This window comes from Spirillospora sp. NPDC052242, from assembly GCF_040679555.1.
GTDB lineage: Bacteria > Actinomycetota > Actinomycetes > Streptosporangiales > Streptosporangiaceae > Spirillospora.
The window spans coordinates 110,571-132,048 of the sequence record NZ_JBFAUZ010000023.1 but is presented as its reverse complement, the minus strand read 5'-3'; the positions used below and the strand labels follow the sequence as shown (position 1 = coordinate 132,048).

Below are 21,478 nucleotides of genomic sequence, written 5' to 3'. Positions count from 1 at the left end.
TTCACCCTCACCGACGAACTCGACGACACCACCTACACCTGGACCAAAGCCAACTACGTCCACCTCGACCCCCACACCCGACCCGCCCACGTCCTCACGCTGCGGGAGGAGGAGACTTGAGCGGCCCCCACGAGCCCGAACCCCGCGCGCACGACCTCCACGAGCCCGGCCAGGTGCCCGCGGACGAGCCCGTCGCCGAATACCCGGCCGAGGCCGTCCCGACGATGTCGGAACCCGTCCCGGACGCCTTCAGCCCGGAGACGCCCCGCGATCCGCACTGGTTCAAGACGGCGGTGTTCTACGAGGTGTCGGTGCGCGGGTTCGCCGACAGCAACAACGACGGGTACGGCGACCTGCGCGGCCTCATCTCCAAGCTGGACCACCTGCAGTGGCTCGGCATCGACTGCCTGTGGCTGCTGCCGATCTACCAGTCGCCGCTCAAGGACGGCGGTTACGACATCGCCGAGTACACGAAGATCCTCCCGGAATTCGGGGAGCTCGGGGACTTCGTGGAGCTGGTGGAGGAGGCGCACGCGCGCGGGATCCGGGTGATCGCCGACCTGGTCATGAACCACACGTCCGACCAGCACCCGTGGTTCCAGGCGTCCCGCACCGACCCGGACGGGCCGTACGGCGATTTCTACGTGTGGAACGACGACGACGAGAAGTACCCGGACGCGCGCATCATCTTCGTCGACACCGAGCAGTCGAACTGGACCTACGACCCGGTGCGCGGCCAGTACTACTGGCACCGGTTCTTCTCGCACCAGCCCGACCTGAACTACGACAACCCGGCCGTCCAGGACGCCATGCTGGAAGTCCTGCGGTTCTGGCTCGACCTCGGGATCGACGGCTTCCGGCTGGACGCCGTCCCGTACCTGTACGAGCGCGAGGGCACGAACTGCGAGAACCTGCCCGAGACGCACGCGTACCTCAAGCGCGTCCGCGCCGAGGTCGACCGGCTCTACCCCGACCGGGTCCTGCTCGCCGAGGCCAACCAGTGGCCCGGCGACGTCGTGGAGTACTTCGGCGACCCGGGCGTTGGCGGGGACGAGTGCCACATGGCGTTCCACTTCCCGGTGATGCCGCGGATCTTCATGGCGGTGCGCCGCGAGCAGCGCTACCCCATCTCGGAGATCATGGCGCAGACGCCGAAGATCCCCGAGAACTGCCAGTGGGGCATCTTCCTGCGCAACCACGACGAGCTGACGCTCGAGATGGTCACCGACGAAGAGCGCGACTACATGTACGCCGAGTACGCCAAAGACCCGCGCATGAAGGCCAACATCGGCATCCGCCGCCGCCTGGCGCCGCTCCTCGACAACGACCGCAACCAGCTCGAACTGTTCACCGCGCTGCTCCTCAGCCTGCCCGGCTCGCCCGTCCTGTACTACGGCGACGAGATCGGCATGGGCGACAACATCTGGCTCGGCGACCGCGACGCCGTCCGCACCCCCATGCAGTGGACGCCCGACCGCAACGCGGGGTTCTCCAAGTGCGATCCCGCGCGGCTGTACCTGCCGGTGATCATGGACCCGATCTACGGCTACCAGGCCGTCAACGTCGAGGCGTTCGCGGGCAATCCGGGGTCGCTGCTGCACTGGACGCGCAAGATGATCGAGATCCGGCAGCGGCACCCGGTGTTCGGCGTCGGCTCGTACGTCGAGCTGTCCGCGTCGAACCCGTCCGTCCTCGCGTACACCCGCGAGATCGGCAACGGGGACGCCAACCAGTGGGGCGGCATGGACACCGTCCTGTGCGTGAACAACCTGTCGCGCTTCCCGCAGCCGGTCGAGCTGGACCTCCGGCGGTTCCGCGGGTCGACGCCGATCGAGTGCATGGGCGGCGTGCAGTTCCCCGCGATCGGCGAGCTGCCGTACCTGCTGACGCTGCCCGGCCACGGCTTCTACTGGTTCCTCCTTCCCCCGCCGCCCGACGAGACCGAACCCGGTGAAGAGGTGATGTGACCGTGGCGCCGCCCGACCGCTCGCTCGTCCGGCTCCTGGCGGAATGGCTGCCCAGGCAGCGGTGGTTCGGCGGGAAGCACCGCCCGATCGACGGGTTGTCGATCGGCACCGCGACCGTGCTGCGGCCGGGCGACCCGGGCCTGCACCACCTCGTCCTGGACGTCGGCCAGGACGGCGTCACCGACCGGTACCAGCTGCTCCTCGGCGTCCGCCGCGTCCTGCCGGAACGGCTGCGGCCCGGCGAGATCGGGCGGGTCGCGGCGGCGGGCGGCGGCGTCGAGCACGTCTACGACGCGGCCCACGACCCCGAGCTGACCCGCCCGCTGCTCGCGCACATGGCGGCGGGCGACGCGCTCGGGCCCGTCCGGTTCCGGCACGCGCCCGGCACCGCCATCCGGACCGACCTGGACGCGGCGCCCAGCCCGGCCGAGCAGAGCAACACGTCGCTGATCTTCGGGGACGCCTACATCTGCAAGCTGTTCCGCCGGCTCGCGCCGGGCGTGAACCCCGACCTGGAGATCAACCTCGCGCTGTCCCGGCAGGGCTGCGCGCACGTCCCGGCCGTCCACGGGTGGATGGAGCTCGACCCGGCCGCGGCCGGGGACGGGGGCGACGAGCCGGTGACGCTGGCGCTGCTGTCGGAGTACCTGCGGACCGGGACCGACGGCTGGCAGCTCGCCCTCACCAGCGTCCGCGACTGGTTCGCGCAGCCCGAGCCGCCCGCGCCGCCCGGCGCCGGGCCCGCGGCGGCGCCCGTCCCGACGGCGCGGGACGCCGGCGCCGCCGGGGGCGACTTCGCGGCGGAGGCCGAACGGCTCGGCGCGGCGACCGCGCAGGTGCACCAGGACCTCGCCGCCGCGTTCGGGGTGACCGAGGTACCGCCGGACGAGCTGCGGTCCCGGGTCGCCGACATGAACGAGCAGCTGTCGCAGGTCAGCGCGGCCGTCCCGGACCTGCGCCCGTACACCGCGGCGATCCGCGAGGTGTTCGCGCGGTGCGCGGCGAACGCGCGGGCGCTGCCGTTCCAGCGCGTTCACGGCGACTACCACCTGGGGCAGGCGATGCGGACCGACACCGGGTGGGTGCTGCTGGACTTCGAGGGCGAGCCCGCCCGGACGCCGCGGGAGCGGCGGGCGCTCGGGCACCCGCTGCGGGACGTCGCGGGGATGCTGCGCTCGTTCGAGTACGCGGCGCGGTACCTGCAGACCGGGGAGGGAGGCGACGCTCCCCCGGCGGCCGCCGCGGCCGTCGAGGAGCGGGCGCGGGCGTGGGCGGAGCGGAACCGGGCGGCGTTCTGCCGCGGGTACGCGGATGCGGGCGGCCCCGACCCGGTGGCGCACGCCGGGCTGCTGCGGGCCCTGGAGCTGGACAAGGCCGTCTACGAGATCCGCTACGAGGCGCGCAACCGGCCGTCCTGGCTGCCCGTCCCGCTCCGCACCCTGGAACGGCTGGCGGGCTGACGCCCACCGGACGGCACCGGTCGGAGGTCGGCGCGGTCGGAGGTCGGCGCGGTCGGAGGTCGGCGCGGTCAGAGGTCGATGGCGTAGTCGAGGACGACGCGGTCGGCGGGCAGCACGATGTCGCGGCACACCTCCATCACGCCGGGCCCCGACAGCAGCCGGCGGGTGATGGCGAGGACGGGCACGCCGCCGGTCAGCCGGAGCGTCTCGATCTCCTCGGGGGTCGGCATCCGCGACCGGACCGACTCCTCGACGCGCGTCGGCGGGTGCCCGAGGTAGGCGAGCTGCGCGAGCGTCCCGCCGGGCCAGGGCTCCCGGGCGGGGTCGGCGACCGGGGTGCCGCCGACCAGGTCCCACGGCAGGAAGTTCACCGAGATCTGCTGCGGCTCGCCCCGCGCGTAGAAGACGAACCGGCGGCGCAGCAGCTCCGTCCCCGGGGGCAGCTCGAACAGCGCGCCCAGTTCGGGGTCGGCGCGGACCCGGGTGAACTCCTTGTCGAGCCGGTACTCCTCCCAGGAGATCTTCTGGTCGCGGGTGAACGTCGTCTGCGGCGCCGCGGCGGCCTGCTCGGCCGGGCTCGCGGACGGGCCGGCGGGGGCGACGGCGCGGTACCGGTCCATGGCGACGCGGCGGGCGGGCGGCCGGATCCGGACGACGGTGCCGCCGCCGCGGCGCGTCTCGACGAGACCCTCGCCGCGCAGCACCCCGATGGCCTGCCGCACGACGATCTCCGAGACGCCGTGCGCCCGCCGCAGCTGCGCCAAGGTCGGCAGCCGCGATCCCGGCGGGAGGCTGCCGTCCCGGATCCCTTCTCGCAGCGTGTCGGCGATGCGCAGATAGGCGGGACGGTCCGGCACGGGCGTCCACCTCCCCTTCCTCGGCGCGCCCCGCCGCCGCACGGTCCGCGGCGCGGCGCTCCCTCCGGCGTTCGATCCGGCGTTCGATTCTCGGCGGCCCCTCCAGTCCCTTCCATCCCTGCTCGGCGCTATCCGCGGGGGCACGGTCCGCTTACGGACAGCTTGACACCTCTGAGACCGAGTAAGACTTTTGTATACAGAAAGCCGCCTCGGGGAAAGGACGACCTTGATGGGGGACTTCGACGATCTGAAGACGGCCATCGAGGCGGAGTTTCCGGGCTGGCAGGTCTGGCGCAGCGACGCGGGGCGCTGGTACGCGACCCGCAGCGGCGACCTCACCGACGCCCAACTGCAGGCGGGATATGCGATGACGGTGGCCGCGGACGACTCGGCGGGCCTGCGCGCGCTGCTGCGCGAGCAGACCGCGGAGGGGCGCGGCGACCGGTGACGCGGACGCGGGGACCGTCGCGGCCCGGCCCGTGCGCGGGGCCGGACCGGGCCGGGACGGGCCGGAACGACAGGTACTTGTGTCGCTGGAGTGACACTGAACTGGAGCCCGGGGCGGAGGGGTCGATGTAGCCCCTGGGGCCATATGGACGTGACCGTACGGGCGGCGCCTTTCCGCGCGACCCCAAACAAAGAGTGGCGCCTCCCGTACGGTCGCAACTTTTCCGCTGAGAATCCCGCCGGACGCCAAGAATTGTTCGGCGGCCCGAAGCACCGCCCGTCCGTCGCCGAGAGTGGCACAACCGTCACAAGACGGTGCATCAACCCCGATCGCAACCCCCGCCTCCTGAACGGATCGCAATCTGTTGGAAAGGGGTCGGTCCGCTCATGTGAAACAGGCCGATCTCGGGGCACTCATCCCTGTGGAAGCGACGACCGGGGACGGGGACGAGGAGGCCATGACGCCATGGCGCGGGTGACGCACGCGGAGATCGACAGGCTCGTCGGCGGCGACCACCATGATCCGCACGGCGTTCTCGGGGCCCATCCCGGCCGCTCGGGCGTCACCGTCCGGGCGCTGCGGCCGCTCGCCGAACGGGTCGAGGTCGTCCTGCCGAACGGCGACCGGCACCCGCTCCGGCACGTCCACCAGGGCGTGTTCGCGGGCACGCTGCCGATCGGCTCGTCGCTGTCGGGCGACGACGAGGACGAGGCACCGCTCGCGGTGCCCGACTACCGGCTCGCCGTCACCTACGGCGACGGGTTCGAGAACGTGCAGGACGACCCGTACCGGCACCTGCCGACGCTCGGCGAGCTGGACCTGCACCTGATCAGCGAGGGCCGGCACGAGGAGCTGTGGCACGCGCTCGGCGCCCGCGTCCGCACCTACACCTCGGCGTTCGGCCAGGTCACCGGCACCGCGTTCGCGGTGTGGGCGCCGACCGCGCGCGGCGTCCGGGTCGTCGGCGACTTCAACCACTGGGACGGGCGCGCCCACCCCATGCGGTCGCTCGGCTCCACGGGCGTCTGGGAGCTGTTCGTCCCGGGCGTCGCCGACGGGACGTGCTACAAGTTCGAGATCCTCGGCGCCGACGGGCACTGGCGCACCAAGGCCGACCCGATGGCGCGCCACACCGAACTCCCGCCGGCGACCGCGTCCCGCGTGTTCACCTCGTCCTACGAGTGGGGCGACGCCGAGTGGATGGACGCCCGCAAGCAGCACGACTGGCTGCACGAGCCGATGAGCGTGTACGAAGTCCACCTCGGCTCGTGGCGTTCCGGCCTCGGCTACCGGGAGCTCGCGGAGGAACTCACCTCGTACGTCAAGGACATGGGTTTCACGCACGTCGAGCTCCTGCCCGTCACCGAACATCCCTACGGGCCGTCCTGGGGCTACCAGGTGACGTCCTATTACGCGCCCACCTCCCGTTTCGGTGACCCGGACGACTTCCGGTACCTCGTCGACCGGCTGCACCAGGCGGGCGTCGGCGTCCTCATGGACTGGGTCCCGGCCCACTTCCCCAAGGACGAGTGGGCCCTCGCCCGGTTCGACGGCACCGCCCTGTACGAGCACGACGACCCGGCGCGCGGCGAGCACCCCGACTGGGGGACGCTCGTGTTCAACTACGGCCGCGCCGAGGTCCGCAACTTCCTCGTCGCGAACGCGTCGTACTGGCTGGAGGAGTTCCACATCGACGGGCTCCGCGTGGACGCCGTCGCGTCGATGCTGTACCTGGACTACTCCCGCGAAGAGGGCGGCTGGACGCCGAACGTGTACGGCGGACGCGAGAATCTGGAGGCCATCTCCTTCCTGCAGGAGATGAACGCCACGGTCTACAAGCGCAACCCCGGCATCATCACGGTCGCCGAGGAGTCGACCGCCTGGCCCGGCGTGTCCCGCCCCACCCACCTCGGCGGCCTCGGGTTCGGCTTCAAGTGGAACATGGGGTGGATGCACGACACGCTGGAGTACCTGCGCCACGAACCGGTGTTCCGGCACTACCACCACAACGAGATCACGTTCTCGCTGATGTACGCGTTCTCGGAGAACTACGTCCTGCCGCTGTCGCACGACGAGGTCGTCCACGGGAAGGGCTCGCTGCTCAGCAAGATGCCCGGCGACACGTGGCAGAAGTTCGCCGGGCTGCGCGCGCTCCTGGCCTACATGTGGTCGCACCCCGGCAAGCAGCTCCTGTTCATGGGGCAGGAGTTCGGGCAGGGTGCCGAATGGGCCGAGGAACGCCCCCTGGACTGGTGGCTGCTGGAGAACGCCGCCGAGGGAGCGAACCACCTCGGCCTGCAGAAACTCGTCCGCGACCTCAACCTCGCCTACCGCGAGGAGCCCGCGCTGTGGACCCGCGACAACGACCACGAGGGGTTCCGCTGGATCGACGGGAACGACGCGGGCGGCAACACGCTCTCCTACCTGCGGTACGGGACGGCGCCCGAGGACGGCGCGGCGGGCGCGGCGGGCGCGGCCGAACCGCCGGTCGTCGCCTGCGTGGTCAACTTCTCCGGGAACCCGCACGAGGACTACCGGCTCGGCCTCCCCCGCACCGGCGGCTGGCGGGAGATCCTCAACACCGACGTGTACGAGTACGGCGGCAGCGGCGTCGGCAACCTCGGCCGCATCGAGGCCGTCGCCGAACCCTGCCACGGGCTGCCCGCGTCGGCCGTCCTGCGCGTCCCGCCGCTCGGCGCCGTCTGGTTCGCGCCCGAATAGTCCGGGCGCCCGCCTGCGCCGCTCAATAGAGTTGCCCCATGAGCGCCGACGGCCAGCACCTGCACCTCGTCCCGTCCCAGTTCACCGTGGGGCACCTGCCGCACGCGACGTTCCCCGAGGACGACGAGTGGATCGCGCTCGTCCGCGCGCCGGAGGGCCTCACCGTCGTCCGCGAGGCGTCCCCCTACAGCGAGGCGCAGCGCTGGGTCGGCTTCTACGGCGACGCGGGGCACGGCCTCGACGTCCCCGGCATGCTCGCCGCGATCGTCGGCCCGCTCGCCGCGGCCGGGATCTCGGTGTTCGTCGCCTCCACCTACCACGCCGACCTCGTCCTCGTGCCCGAGCACTCCCGCACGAGCGCCGCCGACGCGCTCCGCGCCGCCGGGCACCGCGTCGACGGCGCGTAACCGCCCGGTCAGAGCCGGTCGAGGAGCCAGCGGGGGCCGGTGACGCCCGCGCCCGCCGCCGCGCAGCGGGCCCGCAGCTCCCGGTCGGCCGTCACCACCAGGTGCACGGTGCCGGGCGCGGGATCGGTGACGAGGTCCACGATGTGGTCGTCGCCGCTGCCGGGCGCCGCCGTCACCCGCACGCCGTCCGCCGGCTCGTCCGCGACGCCCCGCGCCTGCCCCTCCACGACCAGGACGACCTCCGGGTAGCAGCGGTCGAACGGCACGAGCCCGTCCGGCACGCCCGTCACTCCCCCGTTCAGCGACTTCAGGTCGTCCCGGAGGCGGGCGTTCGCCCCCGCCCGGTCCTTCCACCAGCCGTCGGCCCTCGCGCCCACGACGTTCGCGGCGTCCACCACGAGGACGAGCCGGACCATCGCGTCCCGCAGCCGCGGCCACGACCGGGCGAACGGCTCGAACAGTTTGCGGGACTCGACGTCCTCGACCCGCACCCAGCGGGCGCCGCGCGTCTCCCGCGACGCCGCCTTCACCGGGGCCCGCTCGGGCAGCTCGCCGATCACCGACGTGAAGGACCAGCCGCCGTGGTCCTCGACGCTGGTGCCGTGGACGGTCACGGTGCCGGTGTCGAGCGTGCACTCCTCGGACGTCTCGCGCAGCGCGCCCGTCACGGCGTCCTCGTGGCTGTGCAGGGCGCCGCCGAACATGCCCCACGTGCCGCCGCCGAGCCCCCACCACGCGCGCTGCTGCAGCAGCGTCCACACCTGGCCGTCCGGGTCCCGGTGGTAGGCGAGCAGCCCCGCCGCGCCGAACCGTCCCCAGTGGCGGTGCCCCTGCGCGCAGTCGGCCCACCCGTCGCCGTCACCCATGCAGCCGACCATAGCCGCTGCGTACGCGCTCGCGATGGCAAGTACCGTGGTGAGGTCCGTTCGGCGCCCCCGCCGGTCCCGCACGAGGAGAGAGATGCCGCCTGCCCCGCTTTACCCCGACGACCCCCGCAGCGTCGGGCGTTTCCGCCTGACCGGGCGGCTCGGCGAGGGCGGCCAGGGCGTCGTCTTCCTCGGCGAGGGCCCCGGGGGCGAGCGTGTCGCCGTCAAGATGCTCAAGACCACCGACGAGTCGGCCCGCGCGCGCTTCGCCCGGGAGATGGCGGCGGCCCAGCGGGTCGCGCCGTTCTGCACGGCGGCCGTCCTGGACGCCTCGGCGGACGCGGCCGTCCCGTACGTGGTGAGCGAGTACATCGACGGCCCCTCCCTGCAGGACCGCGTGCTGGAGCAGGGCCCGCTGCGGGAGGGCGAGCTGCAGCGGCTCGCCGTGAACACCGCCAGCGCCCTCGCCGCGATCCACGGCGCGGGGATCGTCCACCGCGACCTCAAGCCCGCGAACGTGCTGCTCGGCCCGGACGGCCCCCGCGTCGTCGACTTCGGGATCGCCCGCGCCATCGACGCCGAGACCCACACCCAGCTCGTCGGGACGCCCGCGTACTTCGCCCCCGAATGGCTGGAGGGGCACCCGCCGACCGACCGGTCGGACGTCTTCGCGTGGGCCGGCACGATCGTGTACGCCGCCACGGGGCGCCCGCCGTTCGGCCCCGCCGACAGCATCCCCGCCGTCATGCACCGCATCGCGAACGGCGAACCGGACCTCGACGGGGTGCCGTCCTGGCTGGCGCCGCTGCTCACCGAGTGCCTCGCGAAGGACCCGTCCCGCCGCCCCACCGCGCGCGACCTGATGGTGCGGCTCGTCGACCCGTCCGCCCAGCACGGCCCCGCCCCGCTTCCCCCGCCGCCGCCGGGGGCCGCGCCCGCGCCCGCCACGGAGGCCCCCCGCCCCCGGAAGAAGGGCGCCCGCGCCGCCGTCCCGGCCGTCGTCGCCGTGATCGTGCTCCTCGCGGGCGGCTGGTTCGCCTTCGACGCGCTCACCGGCGGCTCCGGCGAGACCCCGCCCGCCGCGTCGTCCTCCTCCGGCGTCCCCGAGACGCCCACGAACACCCCCACCGGCGGCCCGTCCAGCCCGTCCAGCCCGTCGCCGAGCCCGTCCGAGTCGTCCGACGGGCCGCTGCCCGACGGGTTCTCGGGCACCTGGACCGGCACGATCACCCAGACCGGCGGCATCACCTTCGGGGACGCGAGCACCCCGGTCACGATCGACCTCGACGACGACGGCGAGGGCACGGCCGACTACACCGGGTGGGGCTGCCGCATGTCGCTGTCCCTCACCGACGCCGCCCCGTCCCGCGCCGAGTTCCAGGAGCACGTCGAGGACGGCACCGGCGTCACCGGCTTCTGCATGGGCGGCAGGGTCACGCTGGAGCGCGTGTCCGGCGGCCTGCGGTACCGCGCGAGCGGCACCGGCAACGTCGAGGGCCTGCTCCGGGCCGCCTGACCCGTGATGAACGGCACAGTGCCGCGCCCCGCGCCCCCGAATACCATTCGGGACGGACGTGCCGGTTGATCAGGGAGCAGCGTTGAGCGTCGAGGCGGGACCGCAGGAGCATGCCGACATGTGGAACACGTTGTCGGGCGCCGAGCTGATCCGGGCGCTCGCCGACGGCCGGTTCCCCGAGATCTCCGACATCAACACCCACATCGGCCAGGTCATCACGGGCGCCGAGCCGGGCCGGGTCGACATCTCCTGGACGCCCGGCGAGCACCTGTGCAACCCCGGCGGGACCGTCCACGGCGGCTACATCGCCATGATCATGGACAACGCGGTCTGCCTCGCGGGCTCCAGCACGTGCGAGCACTTCATGCCGATGCTCACCCTGAACCTGAACGTCGACTACCTGCGCGCCGTCCACGCGGGCCGCCCCTACACGGTCACCGGAACCTGCGTCCACCCGGGCGGCACCCGCATGGTCGCGAACGCCCTGATCTCCGACGCCTCCGGCCGCCCCGTCGCCCAGGCGTCCGCCAGCGTCCTCCCCAACCGAGCCTTCGCCCGCTGAGCTGTGTCGCCCAGGGGGACGACCCCCTGGGCGACACAGCACATAGGCTGAAGCCATGGTGGATCCCGGCACAGTCGTCAACGTCATCAAGCAGGCACGCGAGCGGCGGACGGCGCCGCTGATCCTCGAGCTGGACCTCACCGAGGGGATCGTGGAGACCGCGCCCGCCGACCCGATCTCGGCGATCATGTCGATGCGCCGCACGAACTTGCGGGACGTCCTGGACGGCCTGCGCCGCGCCCGGTCGGACGCGCGGGTGCGCGCGCTGGTCGTGAAGATCTCCGGCGAGATGCGGATGGCGCTCGCGCAGGAGCTGCGGGAGTCGGTGCGGGCGCTGCGGGACGCGGGCAAGCACACGGTCGCGTGGGCCGAGACGTTCGGGGAGGGCGGGCGCGGCAACGTGCCGTTCTACCTGGCCAGCGCGTTCGACGAGGTGTACCTGCAGCCGACGGGCGACGTGGGGCTGACGGGCGTGGCGCTGGAGGAGCCGTTCCTCGCGGGGGCGCTCGAGAAGGCCGGGATCCGGCCGCTGTTCGCGGCGCGGCACGAGTACAAGACCATGGCGAACACGTTCATGGAGAAGGCGTACACGCCCGAGCACGAGGAGTCGTCGCGGCGGCTGGTGGCGTCGTTCGGGGAGCAGCTCGCGGCGGGGATCGCGGAGTCGCGGGGCCTGCCGGTGGAGAAGGTGCGGGAGCTGGTCGACCGCGGCCCGCTGCTGGCCGACGAGGCCCTGGAGGAGGGGCTCGTCGACCATCTCGGGTACCGGGACGAGGTGTACGCGGCGCTCCGGAAGCGGTTCGGCGACGAGGCGCAGCTCCGGTTCGTCGCCCGCTACAACCGGACGCAGGGGCTCGCGAAGAAACTGCCGCAGCCCGGCAGGCAGGACGTCGTGGCGCTGATCAACGGCCAGGGCCCGATCCGGCTCGGCCGCAGCGGGCGCGGGGGGCCGCTGCCGAACTCGGGTCCGGCGATGGGCTCGGACACGGTCGGGGCCGCGTTCCGGGCGGCGGTGAAGGACGAGCGGGTCAAGGCGATCGTGTTCCGGGTGAACAGCCCGGGCGGTTCGGCGGTGGCGTCGGACGCCATCTGGCGGGAGGTCGCGCTGGCGCGGAAGGCCGGCAAGCCGGTGATCGTCTCGATGGGCGACGTGGCGGCGTCGGGCGGCTACTACGTGTCGATGGGCGCCGACGTGATCCTGGCGCAGCCCGGGACGATCACCGGGTCGATCGGCGTCGTGGTCGGGAAGGCCGTGGTCAGCGATCTGCTCGACCGGGTCGGCGTCGGGATGGGGACGGTCGCGGACGGCGACCACGCCCGGATGTTCAGCTCCACGAAGGAGTTCAGCGAGTCGGAGTGGGAGCGGATCAACGCGTCCCTCGACCGCATCTACGACGACTTCACGGCGAAGGTCGCGCAGGGCCGCGGGCTGTCGCGGGACCGGGTGCACGAGCTGGCGCGCGGCCGGGTCTGGACGGGCGCGGACGCCCGCGAGGGCGGCCTCGTGGACGAGCTGGGCGGCCTGGAGGCGGCGCTGGAGCTGGCGCGGAAGAAGGGCGGGCTGCCCGCGGACGCGCCGATCCGGTCGTACCCGCACGCGTCGCCGCTGGAGCGGCTCAAGCCGCCGGAGTCGAGCGAGGACCGCACCGCCGCGTCCGCGCGGTTCGACGGCTGGGGGTCGCTGGGCGGGCTCGCGGCGCGGCTGGGGCTGCCGTCGGCGGGGCCGCTCACCCTTCCGGGCTTCTGGGAGATCCGCTGACGTGGCGGCCGGCACGGACTTCGTCGACGCCGTCGCGGGGTTCGCCACGGGCGTGGTGGTGCTGACGGTCCGCGACGGCCGCGACGACCACGGGACGACGGTGACGTCGTTCATGTCGGTGTCGCTGGAGCCGCCGATGGTGCTGGCGGGGGTGTCCTCGTCGTCGTACCTGGCGGAGGTGCTGGGGCGGCGCGACCGGTGGGCCGCGACGGTCCTGTCGTCCGGGCAGCGGGCGCTGGCCGGGCGGTTCGCGGCGGCGGGCCGTCCGGGCGCGCGGATCCTGCTGGCGGGCGAGCCGCACCATCGGGGGCCGGTGTCGGACGCGCTGGTCCCGGAGAACGGGCTCGCGGCGCTGGAGTGCGAGAACCGGCAGACGATCGTGGCGGGCGACCACACGCTGTTCGTCGCGGAGGTCCTGGCGGCCGACTACATCGCGCGGGAGCGGAAGCCGCTGATCCGGGTCAACCGCCGCTACCTGGGGCAGTGACCCGCGCGCCCTTCTTCCAGACCGCCTTGGTGAGGGGGACGCCGGGGCGGTAGGCGAGGTGGATGTGCGACGGGGCGTCCAGGACGTGGACGTCCGCGCGCGCGCCGGGCGCGAGGCGTCCGACGTCGGTGCGGCGGAGGGCCCGCGCGCCCCCCGCGGTGGCGGCCCAGACAGCCTCGGCCGGGGTCATCCGCATGTCGCGGACGGCGACGGCGACGCAGAACGCCATGCTGGAGCTGTAGCAGGAACCGGGGTTGCAGTCGGACGCGAGCGCCACCGCGGCGCCCGCGTCCAGGAGGCGGCGCGCGTCCGGGTAGGGCTGGCGGGTGGAGAACTCGACGCCCGGCAGGAGCGTCGCGACGGTCCGGGACGAGGCGAGCGCGTCCACGTCGGCGTCCGACAGGAACGTGCAGTGGTCGGCGGACGCGGCGTCCAGCTCGACGGCGAGCCGGACGGCCGGGCCCTCGGTGAGCTGGTTCGCGTGCAGGCGCGGCGCGAGTCCCGCCTTGATCCCCGCCTCGAGGATCTCGCGGGCCTGGTCGGCGTCGAACGCGCCGCGCTCGCAGAACACGTCGACCCAGCGGGCGTGCGGCGCGCACGCGGCGAGCATCTCGGTCGCCGCGAGCCGGGTGTAGGACGCGGCGTCCGTGCCGTCCGGGACGACGTGGGCGCCCAGGTACGTGACCTCGTCGGCGTGCTCGGCGGCGATCCGCACCGCCCGTTCCTCCTGCTCGACCGTGAGCCCGTACCCGGACTTGCACTCGACGGTCGTGGTGCCCTGCCGGGCCATCTCCGCGACGAGCCGCCGGACGGTCGCGCGCAGCTCGTCGTCGGACGCGGCGCGGGTGCGGGCGACCGTGGTGCGGATGCCGCCCGCCGCGTAAGGCTCGCCGCTCATCCGGGCGGCGAACTCCTCGGCGCGCTCCCCCGCGAACACCAGGTGGGCGTGCGAGTCGACGAACCCGGGCAGGACGGCGCGTCCCCCGGCGTCGAACCGCTCGTCGGCGTCCGGGGCGCCGGCGGCGGGCCCCGTCCACGCGACCGTGCCGCCGTCGAGGACGAGCGCGGCGTCCCGGACGATCCCGAGCGGGCCCTCGCCGGTCGCGGGGTCGTTCGTGACGAGTTCGCCGATGCCGGTGATCAGGGTGCTGCGCGTGTCGCGTTCGGTCATGCGGCGGGTTCCTCCCGGGTGACGGTGTCGATGGCCTCGGCCAGCGCGCCGGGCACGTCGCCGATCAGCAGGTGGCGGCCGTCGCGGACGATCGGGCGGCCGGACACGACGACGTGCCGGACGTCGGCGGCGGTCGCGGCGAACACGGCCGCCTCGGCGGCGTGCTCCCTCCCCGCCCCGGCCGTCCGGACCGACCCGAGGTCGACGGTGACGAGGTCGGCGTACGCGCCGGGTTCGATGCGGCCCGCCTCCGGCCAGCCGAGCGCGTAGTGCCCGTGCCGGGTCGCGGCGGTCAGCAGTTCCCCGGCCGTCCAGTGGCCGCGCCGCCGGGTGCGCAGCCGCTCGTCCAGTTCGACGGCGCGGGCCTCCTCGAACAGGTCGACCACGGCGTGCTGGTCGGAGCCGAGGCACAGCGGGGAGCCCGCGCCGGCCAGGTCGCGGGCGGGGCCGATGCCGTCGGCGAGGTCGCGTTCGGTCGTCGGGCACATGCACACGCCGGTCGCGGTGGTGCCGAGCAGGCCGATGTCGTCGCCGGTCAGGTGGGTCGCGTGCACGGCCGTCGCGAACGCGCCGAGCGCCCCGGCCTCGGCGAGCAGCCGCGTCGGCGTCGTCCCGTACGCCTCCCGGCAGGCGTCGTTCTCCGCGGGCTGCTCCGACAGGTGGACGTGCAGCGGCGCGCGCCGCTCCCGCGCCCAGGACGCGACGGCGCCGAGCTGCTCGCGGGGCACGGCGCGGACGGAGTGGATCGCGGCGCCGACCCGGGCGTGCCCGGGGCCCGCCTTGTGCACGGTGTCGTGGAGGGCGCCGGCGCGGCGGGCCCAGTTCCCGGCCGTGCCGTCGCCGAAGCGGAGCTGGGTGCCGGTGAGGGGCCGCCCGATGCCGCCGGCGAGGTAGCAGGCGTCCAGCAGGGTGATGCGGATCCCGGCGTCGGCGGCGGCGGCGATCAGCGCCTCGCCCATCGCGTTCGGGTCGTCGTAGGGGTCGCCGCCGGGGCGGTGGTGCAGGTAGTGGAACTCGCCGACGCAGCTGATCCCGGCGAGGGCCATCTCGGCGAACGCGGCGGCGGCGAGGGCCCGGTAGGAGGCCGGGTCGAGCCGGTCGGCGACCCGGTACATCTGCTCCCGCCACGTCCAGAACGTCCCGCGGTGCTTCTGGACGCGGGAGCGGAGGGCGCGGTGGAAGGCGTGGGAGTGGGCGTCGGCGAGGCCGGGGAGGGTCAGGCCGGGGAGGCGGACGGCGCCCGGCGGGGCCGGGACGCCGCGTTCGACGCGGGTGATCCGTTCGCCGTCGGCCGCGACGAGCACGTCGGCCGCCACACCGTCGCCGAGCCAGGCGAACTGCGCATGCCACTGCATACCGGTTCTCCTACCCGGCCGTCAGGTCGTCCAGCACCGCCGCGAGGGCGGCGACGCCCGCGAGGCAGTCGGCGGTGTCGGCGTGCTCGGCGGGCGCGTGCGACACCCCGGTCGGGTTCCGGACGAACAGCATCGCCGCCGGCACCCGCGCGGACAGGATCCCGGCGTCGTGGCCCGCGCCGGTCGGGAGCACGGGCACGCCGCCAAGCACCGCCGCGAGCCGGTCGCGCAGCGCGAGGTCGAAGTCGACGATCTCGGTGTACGACTCCTCGGCGAGGTCGACGGTGACGCCGTGCGGACGGGCGGCGGCGCGGGCCGCCGCGGCCACGTCGGCGACCGTCCGGCGGACGGCCGCGTCGTCGGGCCCGCGCGCGTCCAGCCATCCGGTGACCGACGACGCGACCGCGTTCACCCCGTTCGGCGCGACCCGGACCTTGCCGACGGTCGCGACCGTCCCGTTCCGTTCGGCGGCCTCGCGCGCAGCCAGCACCATGCCCGCGAACGGGAGCATCGGGTCGCGGCGGTCGGCCAGGCGGGTCGTGCCCGCATGGTTGCCCTCCCCCGCGAAGTCGAACCGCCAGCGTCCGTGCGGGACGATCGCGCTCGCGACGCCGACGGGCCCGGTGAGGGCGCGGCCCTGCTCGACGTGGAGTTCGACGAAGCAGCCGACGCGGTCCAGCAGGTCGTCGTCGGGGCCGATCGCCTCGGGGTCGAGTCCCGCGTGGTGGAGAACGTCGGCGAACGTCCGTCCGTCCGCGTCGGTCAGCGCGCGCGCCCGCGCGGGGTCGATCGCCCCGGTGAGCAGCCGGGAGCCGAGGCAGGCGACGCCGAACCGGGCGCCCTCCTCCTCGGCGAACGCCGCGACGCCGATCGGCCGCCGCGGCCGGGCGCCGCGGTCCCGCAGCAGGTCGATCGCGGCGAACGCCGACACGATGCCGAGCGGGCCGTCGAACGCGCCGCCGTCCGGGACGGAGTCGAGGTGGCTGCCGGTCAGCACGGCGTCGTCCCGGGACCCGTCCTCTGGCCGCCACCACGCGATCATGTTGCCGTTGGCGTCGTGCTCCAGGTCGAGCCCGCGCCGCCGCGCCTCGTCGGCGAACCAGGCGCGGCACTCCAGTTCGGGCGGCGTCCACGCGTACCGGCGGTAGCCGCCCGTGGCCGCGTTCCGGCCGAGCGGCAGCAGGTCCGCCCACATGCCCTCGAAGCTCATGCGCCCTGCATGGGGATCCGGACGCCGCGCTCGGCGGCGACCTCGGCGGCCCGGTCGTACCCGGCGTCCACGTGCCGCATCACGCCGGTGCCCGGGTCGTTCGTCAGCACGCGCCGCAGCTTCTCGGCGGCGAGCGGCGTCCCGTCCGCCACGCACACCTGGCCCGCGTGGATCGACCGGCCGATGCCGACGCCGCCGCCGTGGTGGATCGACACCCAGGTGGCGCCGGACGCGGTGTTGAGCATCGCGTTCAGCAGCGGCCAGTCGGCGATGGCGTCCGATCCGTCCGCCATGCCCTCGGTCTCCCGGTACGGGCTGGCGACCGAGCCGCAGTCGAGGTGGTCCCGGCCGAGGACGATCGGGGCACCGACCTCGCCGCGCGCCACGAGGTCGTTGAACGCCTCCCCGGCCTTGTCGCGCTCGCCGTAGCCGAGCCAGCAGATGCGCGACGGGAGCCCCTGGAAGTGCACCTTCTCCCCCGCCATCCTGATCCAGCGGGCCAGCGACTCGTTCTCCGGGAACAGCTCCAGGATCGCGCGGTCGGTGCGCGCGATGTCCTTCGGGTCGCCCGACAGCGCCGCCCACCGGAACGGGCCCTTGCCCTCGCAGAACAGGGGGCGGATGTAAGCGGGGACGAACCCGGGGAAGGCGAACGCGCGCTCGTACCCCGCCAGCTGTGCCTCGCCCCGGATCGAGTTGCCGTAGTCGAACACTTCGGCGCCCGCGTCCTGGAAACCGACCATCGCCTCCACGTGCTTCGCCATGGAGGCGCGCGCGCGGGAGATGAACCCGTCGCGGTCCTTCTCGCGCGCGTCCGCCATGTCGGCGAAGTCGATGCCGGACGGCAGGTACATCAGCGGGTCGTGCGCGCTCGTCTGGTCGGTGACGATGTCGATCGGCGCGCCGCGCCGCAGCAGCTCGGGCACCGCGTCCGCCGCGTTCCCGAGGACGGCGATCGACAGCGGCCGCCGCGCCGCCCGCGCCTCCTCGGCCAGCCGCAGCGCGTCGTCGAGCGACTCCGCCCGCACGTCGCAGTACCGGTGCTCCACCCGGCGCTCGATCCGCGACGGGTCGCACTCGACGCAGATCGCGACGCCGCCGTTCATCGTCACCGCGAGCGGCTGCGCCCCGCCCATGCCGCCGAGCCCCGCCGTGAGCGTCACCGTCCCAGCCAGCGTGCCGCCGAACCGCTTCGCCGCCACCGCCGCGAACGTCTCGTACGTCCCCTGCAGGATCCCCTGCGTCCCGATGTAGATCCACGACCCGGCGGTCATCTGCCCGAACATCGTCAGCCCGAGCGACTCCAGCCGCCGGAACTCCTCCCACGTCGCCCACTGCGGCACGAGGTTGGAGTTCGCGATGAGCACCCGGGGCGCCCACTCGTGCGTGCGGAAGATCCCGACCGGCTTGCCCGACTGGACGAGCAGCGTCTCGTCGCCCGCCAGATCGGTGAGCGAGCGGACGATGCCGTCGAAGGCGTCCCAGCTCCGCGCGGCCTTCCCCGAGCCGCCGTAGACGACAAGCTCGTCCGGGTGCTCGGCGACCTCCGGGTCGAGGTTGTTCTGGATCATCCGCAGGGCGGCCTCCTGGGGCCAGCCCTTCGCCGTCAGTTCGGCGCCGCGGGGGGCGCGTACCGTCCGAGGTCCGGACATGGGGAACTCCTTCAGGAAAGGGGGCCGACAACGGATTCGGCGGCCGCCACGAGCGAGCCGTCCCGGACGAGCGCGGTCGCCGCGGCGATCTCGGGGGCGAGGTAGCGGTCGGGGCCGGGCGGGGGGACGGCGTCGCGCAGCCGCGCGACCACGGCGCCCGTCGCCGGGCCGGGCCGCAGCGGCGCCCGCAGGTCGAGCGCCCGCGCGGCGGTGAGGATCTCGATCGCGACGACCTGGGCTAGGCCGTCGACCGCGCGCCGGAGCTTGCGCGCCGCGTTCCAGCCCATGGACACGTGGTCCTCCTGCATCGCCGAGCTCGGGATGGAGTCGGCGCTCGCGGGCGCCGCGAGCCGCTTCAGCTCCGACACGATCGCGGCCTGCGTGTACTGGGCGATCATGTGCCCGGAGTCGACGCCCGGATCGTCCGCGAGGAACGCCGGCAGGCCCGCCGACCGTCCCTTGTCGAGCATGCGGTCCGTGCGCCGCTCCGACATCGACGCGACGTCGGCGACCGGGATCGCCAGGAAGTCGAGCACGTACGCGACCGGCGCGCCGTGGAAGTTCCCGTTCGACTCGACCCGCCCGTCCGGCAGGACGACCGGGTTGTCGACGGCCGAGGCCAGCTCCCGCCCGGCGACCAGCTCGGCGTGCGCGAGCGTGTCCCGCGCGGCGCCGTTCACCTGCGGCGAGCAGCGCAGCGAGTAGGCGTCCTGGACCCGGGTGCAGTCGGGGCCGCGGTGCGACTCCATGATCTCCGACGCGGCCAGCAGCAGCCGGAGGTTGGCCGCCGACGTCCCCTGCCCGGGGTGCGGACGGAGTTCCTGCAGGTCGGCGGCGAAGACCCGGTCGGTGCCGAGCAGCGCCTCGACGCTCATCGCGGCGGCCAGGTCGGCGGCCGTCAGGAGCCGGTGCAGGTCGTGCATCGCCAGCACGAGCATGCCGAGCATCCCGTCGGTGCCGTTCAGCAGCGCGAGCCCCTCCTTGGCCGCGAGCTTCACCGGCGCGATGCCCGCCTCCGCGAGCACGCCCGCCGTGTCCCGCAACTCGCCCCGCGCGTCCCGGGCGCGCCCCTCCCCGATCAGGGCCAGCGCGACGTGCGCGAGCGGCGCGAGGTCGCCCGAGCAGCCCAGGCTGCCGTACTCGAACACCTGCGGCGTGATCCCCGCGTTGAGCAGCGCGGCGAGCGTCCGCGCGGTCGTCGGCTGCACGCCCGTCCGTCCGGTCGCCAGCGTCCGCAGCCGCAGCAGCATCAGCGCCCGGACAACCTCGCGCTCGACCTCGGGCCCCGACCCGGCCGCGTGCGACCGGACGATGTTCAACTGCAGCTGATCCCGCATCTCCGGGGCGATGTGCCGCGTCGCCAGCGCGCCGAAGCCCGTCGACACCCCGTACACCGGCGTCGGCCGGGCGGACAGCTCCTCGATGTGCGCCCGCGCCTCCCCGATGACCTTCAACGCCTCGTCCGTCAGCGCGACGCGCGCCCCGTCGCGGGCCACCGCCACCACGTCGCCGAACGCAAGCGGTTCCGGGCCGACCCGGACAACCCTGTCCCCCACACCAGAAGCCATACCCACCATTGCAGCGTCCACGAGAGCCCGAGACGACCCCGCCCGCCCGCAATCCGTCTCGGATACGAGACAATCGGGCCATGAGCCAGGTCCCCGCCGCGCGCCGCGCCCTGGCGGTCCTGCGCCACCTGGCCGCCGCGCCCGGCCCGCTGCCCGCGTCGTCCATCGCGCGCGCCCTCGATCTCCCCCGCTCGTCCGCCTACCACCTGCTCGCCGCGATGGCCGAGGACGGCTTCGTCGCCTACGTCCCCGAGGAGCGCCGCTGGGGGCTCGGCGTCGCCGCGTTCGAGATCGGCTCCGCCTACCTGCGCCACGAACCCCTCGAACGCCTCGCCCGCCCCCTGCTGCGCCGCCTCGTCGACCGGACCCGGGAGATCGCGCAGCTGGGCGTCCTGCACGGCGCCGAGACCCTGTACCTGCTCAAGGAGCAGCCGCCCCACCACGCGACGCTCGTCACGGACGTGGGCGTCCGCATGCCCGCCCACCTCACGGCGAGCGGCCGCTCCCTCCTCGCGCACCTGCCCCCGGCGCAGGTCCGCGCCCTCTTCCCCGGCGGTCCGCTCGTCGACCGCACCGGCCGGGGCCCCACCACCCTCCGCGCGCTCCGCCGCGTCCTCGCCGAGGACGCCCGCCGCGGCTGGGCGTCCGAGGACGGTCACGTCACCGAGGGGTTCGCGAGCATCGCGGCCTGCGCGTTCGACCACACCGCGTACCCGACCGCCGCGATCACCGTCACGTTCCGCCGCGACGCCCACCCGCCGGAGACCTGGCCCGACCTCGCCACCGGGATCCGCGCCACCGCCGCCGCCCTGACCGCCCGCCTGGCCGGCCGGCCGCCCGCCCGCTGACCCCGGTGCGCCACCTTTCCTCAGACGGCGTCCACAGGAAGCCACCAAGCTCCCCAGTCGATGTTTGACAACAACTACAGCAAGGTACCTATAGTTGTAGTTGCAGGTTTGCTCTTCCTGCGGGAGCACAGAACATCCCGGGCGACGGCGCCCGGGGATCTTCGGAGGTGAAGCACACGATGCTGCTGACGTCGATCGACCCGTTCGTGCAGGAGTTCGAGCGGCAGTTCGACCGGGCGATCCGCCAGGCCGCCGGCCAGGGCGACGGCGCGAGCATGCCGATGGACGGCGTCCGCCGCGCCGACGACGTCGTCCTGCGGTTCGACCTGCCCGGCATCGACCCCGGCTCCATCGAGGTGACCGTCGACCGCGGCGTCCTGAGCGTGTCGGCGCGCCGCGAGGAGGAGTTCGGCGAGGACGAGCGCGCGTTCGTCCGCGAACGCCCGATGGGCTCCTTCACCCGGCGGGTCTACCTGTCGGAGCACCTGGACGCCGACGCCATCGAGGCCGCGTACGACAACGGCGTCCTGGCCGTCCGCATCCCGGTCCTGGAGCGGGCCAAACCCCGCAAGGTCGCCGTCCGGCAGACCGGCGGCGCCCCCAAGGCCATCCGGAACTGACCCG

At 74.0% G+C, this 21,478-nt stretch carries 19 protein-coding genes; 12 read left to right on the top strand and 7 right to left on the bottom strand.

Annotated features, from left to right (window positions below):
* The 3 genes from AB0L25_RS20445 to AB0L25_RS20435 all read left to right on the top strand — a co-directional run.
* Positions 1-120: hypothetical protein (locus AB0L25_RS20445; RefSeq protein ID WP_500174218.1), on the top strand; the 120-nt coding region annotated here is incomplete at its 5' end.
* Between the two features lie 104 nt (positions 121-224).
* Entirely contained in the window at positions 225-1,967 is a 1,743-nt protein-coding gene (gene treS / locus AB0L25_RS20440) for a maltose alpha-D-glucosyltransferase (RefSeq protein ID WP_500174217.1), read from the top strand.
* Positions 1,964-3,427 carry a maltokinase N-terminal cap-like domain-containing protein gene (locus AB0L25_RS20435; RefSeq protein ID WP_500174212.1) on the top strand — a complete coding sequence of 488 codons (1,464 nt, stop codon included), beginning with the start codon at positions 1,964-1,966 and terminating at the stop codon, positions 3,425-3,427. Before treS ends, AB0L25_RS20435 begins: the two co-directional genes overlap by 4 nt.
* A 68-nt stretch (positions 3,428-3,495) precedes the next feature.
* On the opposite strand, the gene AB0L25_RS20430 is transcribed toward AB0L25_RS20435, so the two are convergent.
* Positions 3,496-4,284: a GntR family transcriptional regulator gene (locus AB0L25_RS20430; RefSeq protein WP_500174211.1), complete on the bottom strand. Its 789-nt coding sequence runs from the start codon at positions 4,282-4,284 to the stop codon at positions 3,496-3,498.
* Between the two features lie 229 nt (positions 4,285-4,513).
* On the opposite strand from AB0L25_RS20430, the gene AB0L25_RS20425 reads away from it, so the two are divergent.
* The 3 genes from AB0L25_RS20425 (at position 4,514) to AB0L25_RS20415 (ending at position 7,860) form a co-directional block, all read left to right on the top strand.
* Positions 4,514-4,732 (top strand): hypothetical protein, encoded by a 219-nt coding sequence (locus tag AB0L25_RS20425; RefSeq protein ID WP_500174210.1) that lies wholly within the window; start codon positions 4,514-4,516, stop codon positions 4,730-4,732.
* Between the two features lie 465 nt (positions 4,733-5,197).
* Positions 5,198-7,453: a 1,4-alpha-glucan branching protein GlgB gene (gene glgB, locus AB0L25_RS20420; RefSeq protein WP_500174209.1), complete on the top strand. Its 2,256-nt coding sequence runs from the start codon at positions 5,198-5,200 to the stop codon at positions 7,451-7,453.
* A 38-nt stretch (positions 7,454-7,491) separates the two neighbouring features.
* A complete protein-coding gene (locus AB0L25_RS20415; protein WP_500174208.1) occupies positions 7,492-7,860 on the top strand; it encodes an ACT domain-containing protein in 369 nt (122 codons plus the stop codon).
* Positions 7,861-7,868: 8 nt separating this feature from the next.
* Here the strand turns inward: AB0L25_RS20415 and AB0L25_RS20410 are convergent, their stop codons facing one another.
* Entirely contained in the window at positions 7,869-8,726 is an 858-nt protein-coding gene (locus AB0L25_RS20410) for an NUDIX domain-containing protein (protein WP_500174207.1), read from the bottom strand.
* Positions 8,727-8,820: 94 nt separating this feature from the next.
* Here AB0L25_RS20410 and AB0L25_RS20405 point away from each other — a divergent pair, with 94 nt between their 5' ends.
* The 4 genes from AB0L25_RS20405 to AB0L25_RS20390 all read left to right on the top strand — a co-directional run bounded on the left by AB0L25_RS20405 (position 8,821) and on the right by AB0L25_RS20390 (position 13,050).
* Positions 8,821-10,242, top strand: a complete 1,422-nt coding sequence (locus tag AB0L25_RS20405) for a serine/threonine-protein kinase (RefSeq protein WP_500174206.1) — start codon at positions 8,821-8,823, stop codon at positions 10,240-10,242.
* 82 nt (positions 10,243-10,324) lie between these two features.
* On the top strand, positions 10,325-10,804 hold the full coding sequence (locus AB0L25_RS20400) for a PaaI family thioesterase (protein ID WP_500174205.1): 480 nt from the start codon (positions 10,325-10,327) through the stop codon (positions 10,802-10,804).
* A 55-nt stretch (positions 10,805-10,859) separates the two neighbouring features.
* Positions 10,860-12,563, top strand: coding sequence for a signal peptide peptidase SppA (sppA, locus tag AB0L25_RS20395; RefSeq protein WP_500174204.1), 1,704 nt, complete (start codon positions 10,860-10,862; stop codon positions 12,561-12,563).
* A gap of 1 nt (position 12,564) precedes the next feature.
* Positions 12,565-13,050 (top strand): flavin reductase family protein, encoded by a 486-nt coding sequence (locus tag AB0L25_RS20390; protein ID WP_026401085.1) that lies wholly within the window; start codon positions 12,565-12,567, stop codon positions 13,048-13,050.
* Here AB0L25_RS20390 and hutI read toward each other — a convergent pair.
* Genes hutI through hutH form a run of 5 tightly spaced genes read right to left on the bottom strand, consistent with a single transcriptional unit; the run spans position 13,025 to position 20,006 of the window.
* Positions 13,025-14,221 carry an imidazolonepropionase gene (gene hutI, locus AB0L25_RS20385; protein WP_500174203.1) on the bottom strand — a complete coding sequence of 399 codons (1,197 nt, stop codon included), beginning with the start codon at positions 14,219-14,221 and terminating at the stop codon, positions 13,025-13,027. The genes AB0L25_RS20390 and hutI overlap by 26 nt on opposite strands.
* Complete coding sequence (locus AB0L25_RS20380; protein ID WP_500174202.1) at positions 14,218-15,576, bottom strand: formimidoylglutamate deiminase; 1,359 nt, start codon at positions 15,574-15,576, stop codon at positions 14,218-14,220. The genes hutI and AB0L25_RS20380 overlap by 4 nt, the downstream gene beginning before the upstream one ends.
* 10 nt (positions 15,577-15,586) lie before the next feature.
* Positions 15,587-16,786: an allantoate amidohydrolase gene (locus AB0L25_RS20375; RefSeq protein ID WP_500174201.1), complete on the bottom strand. Its 1,200-nt coding sequence runs from the start codon at positions 16,784-16,786 to the stop codon at positions 15,587-15,589.
* Positions 16,783-18,438 carry a urocanate hydratase gene (gene hutU, locus AB0L25_RS20370; protein ID WP_500174200.1) on the bottom strand — a complete coding sequence of 552 codons (1,656 nt, stop codon included), beginning with the start codon at positions 18,436-18,438 and terminating at the stop codon, positions 16,783-16,785. The genes AB0L25_RS20375 and hutU overlap by 4 nt, the downstream gene beginning before the upstream one ends.
* An 11-nt stretch (positions 18,439-18,449) precedes the next feature.
* On the bottom strand, positions 18,450-20,006 hold the full coding sequence (gene hutH, locus AB0L25_RS20365; RefSeq protein WP_500174199.1) for a histidine ammonia-lyase: 1,557 nt from the start codon (positions 20,004-20,006) through the stop codon (positions 18,450-18,452).
* An 80-nt stretch (positions 20,007-20,086) separates the two neighbouring features.
* Between hutH and AB0L25_RS20360 the strand changes: the two genes are divergently transcribed.
* On the top strand, positions 20,087-20,854 hold the full coding sequence (locus AB0L25_RS20360; protein ID WP_500174198.1) for an IclR family transcriptional regulator: 768 nt from the start codon (positions 20,087-20,089) through the stop codon (positions 20,852-20,854).
* Positions 20,855-21,021: 167 nt separating this feature from the next.
* A complete protein-coding gene (locus AB0L25_RS20355) occupies positions 21,022-21,474 on the top strand; it encodes an Hsp20/alpha crystallin family protein (protein ID WP_500174197.1) in 453 nt (150 codons plus the stop codon).
* Positions 21,475-21,478 lie beyond the last annotated feature (4 nt).

What these genes read in the sequence shown, in the direction of transcription:
- AB0L25_RS20405 (WP_500174206.1), top strand. Translation starts at nt 8,821, where the DNA reads ATGCCGCCTGCCCCGCTTTACCCCGACGACCCCCGCAGCGTCGGGCGT.
- hutI (WP_500174203.1), bottom strand. Translation starts at nt 14,221, where the DNA reads ATGACCGAACGCGACACGCGCAGCACCCTGATCACCGGCATCGGCGAA.
- glgB (WP_500174209.1), top strand. Translation starts at nt 5,198, where the DNA reads ATGGCGCGGGTGACGCACGCGGAGATCGACAGGCTCGTCGGCGGCGAC.
- AB0L25_RS20425 (WP_500174210.1), top strand. Translation starts at nt 4,514, where the DNA reads ATGGGGGACTTCGACGATCTGAAGACGGCCATCGAGGCGGAGTTTCCG.
- sppA (WP_500174204.1), top strand. Translation starts at nt 10,860, where the DNA reads ATGGTGGATCCCGGCACAGTCGTCAACGTCATCAAGCAGGCACGCGAG.
- AB0L25_RS20380 (WP_500174202.1), bottom strand. Translation starts at nt 15,576, where the DNA reads ATGCAGTGGCATGCGCAGTTCGCCTGGCTCGGCGACGGTGTGGCGGCC.
- AB0L25_RS20375 (WP_500174201.1), bottom strand. Translation starts at nt 16,786, where the DNA reads ATGAGCTTCGAGGGCATGTGGGCGGACCTGCTGCCGCTCGGCCGGAAC.
- treS (WP_500174217.1), top strand. Translation starts at nt 225, where the DNA reads ATGTCGGAACCCGTCCCGGACGCCTTCAGCCCGGAGACGCCCCGCGAT.
- hutU (WP_500174200.1), bottom strand. Translation starts at nt 18,438, where the DNA reads ATGTCCGGACCTCGGACGGTACGCGCCCCCCGCGGCGCCGAACTGACG.
- AB0L25_RS20360 (WP_500174198.1), top strand. Translation starts at nt 20,087, where the DNA reads ATGAGCCAGGTCCCCGCCGCGCGCCGCGCCCTGGCGGTCCTGCGCCAC.
- hutH (WP_500174199.1), bottom strand. Translation starts at nt 20,006, where the DNA reads ATGGCTTCTGGTGTGGGGGACAGGGTTGTCCGGGTCGGCCCGGAACCG.
- AB0L25_RS20410 (WP_500174207.1), bottom strand. Translation starts at nt 8,726, where the DNA reads ATGGGTGACGGCGACGGGTGGGCCGACTGCGCGCAGGGGCACCGCCAC.
- AB0L25_RS20415 (WP_500174208.1), top strand. Translation starts at nt 7,492, where the DNA reads ATGAGCGCCGACGGCCAGCACCTGCACCTCGTCCCGTCCCAGTTCACC.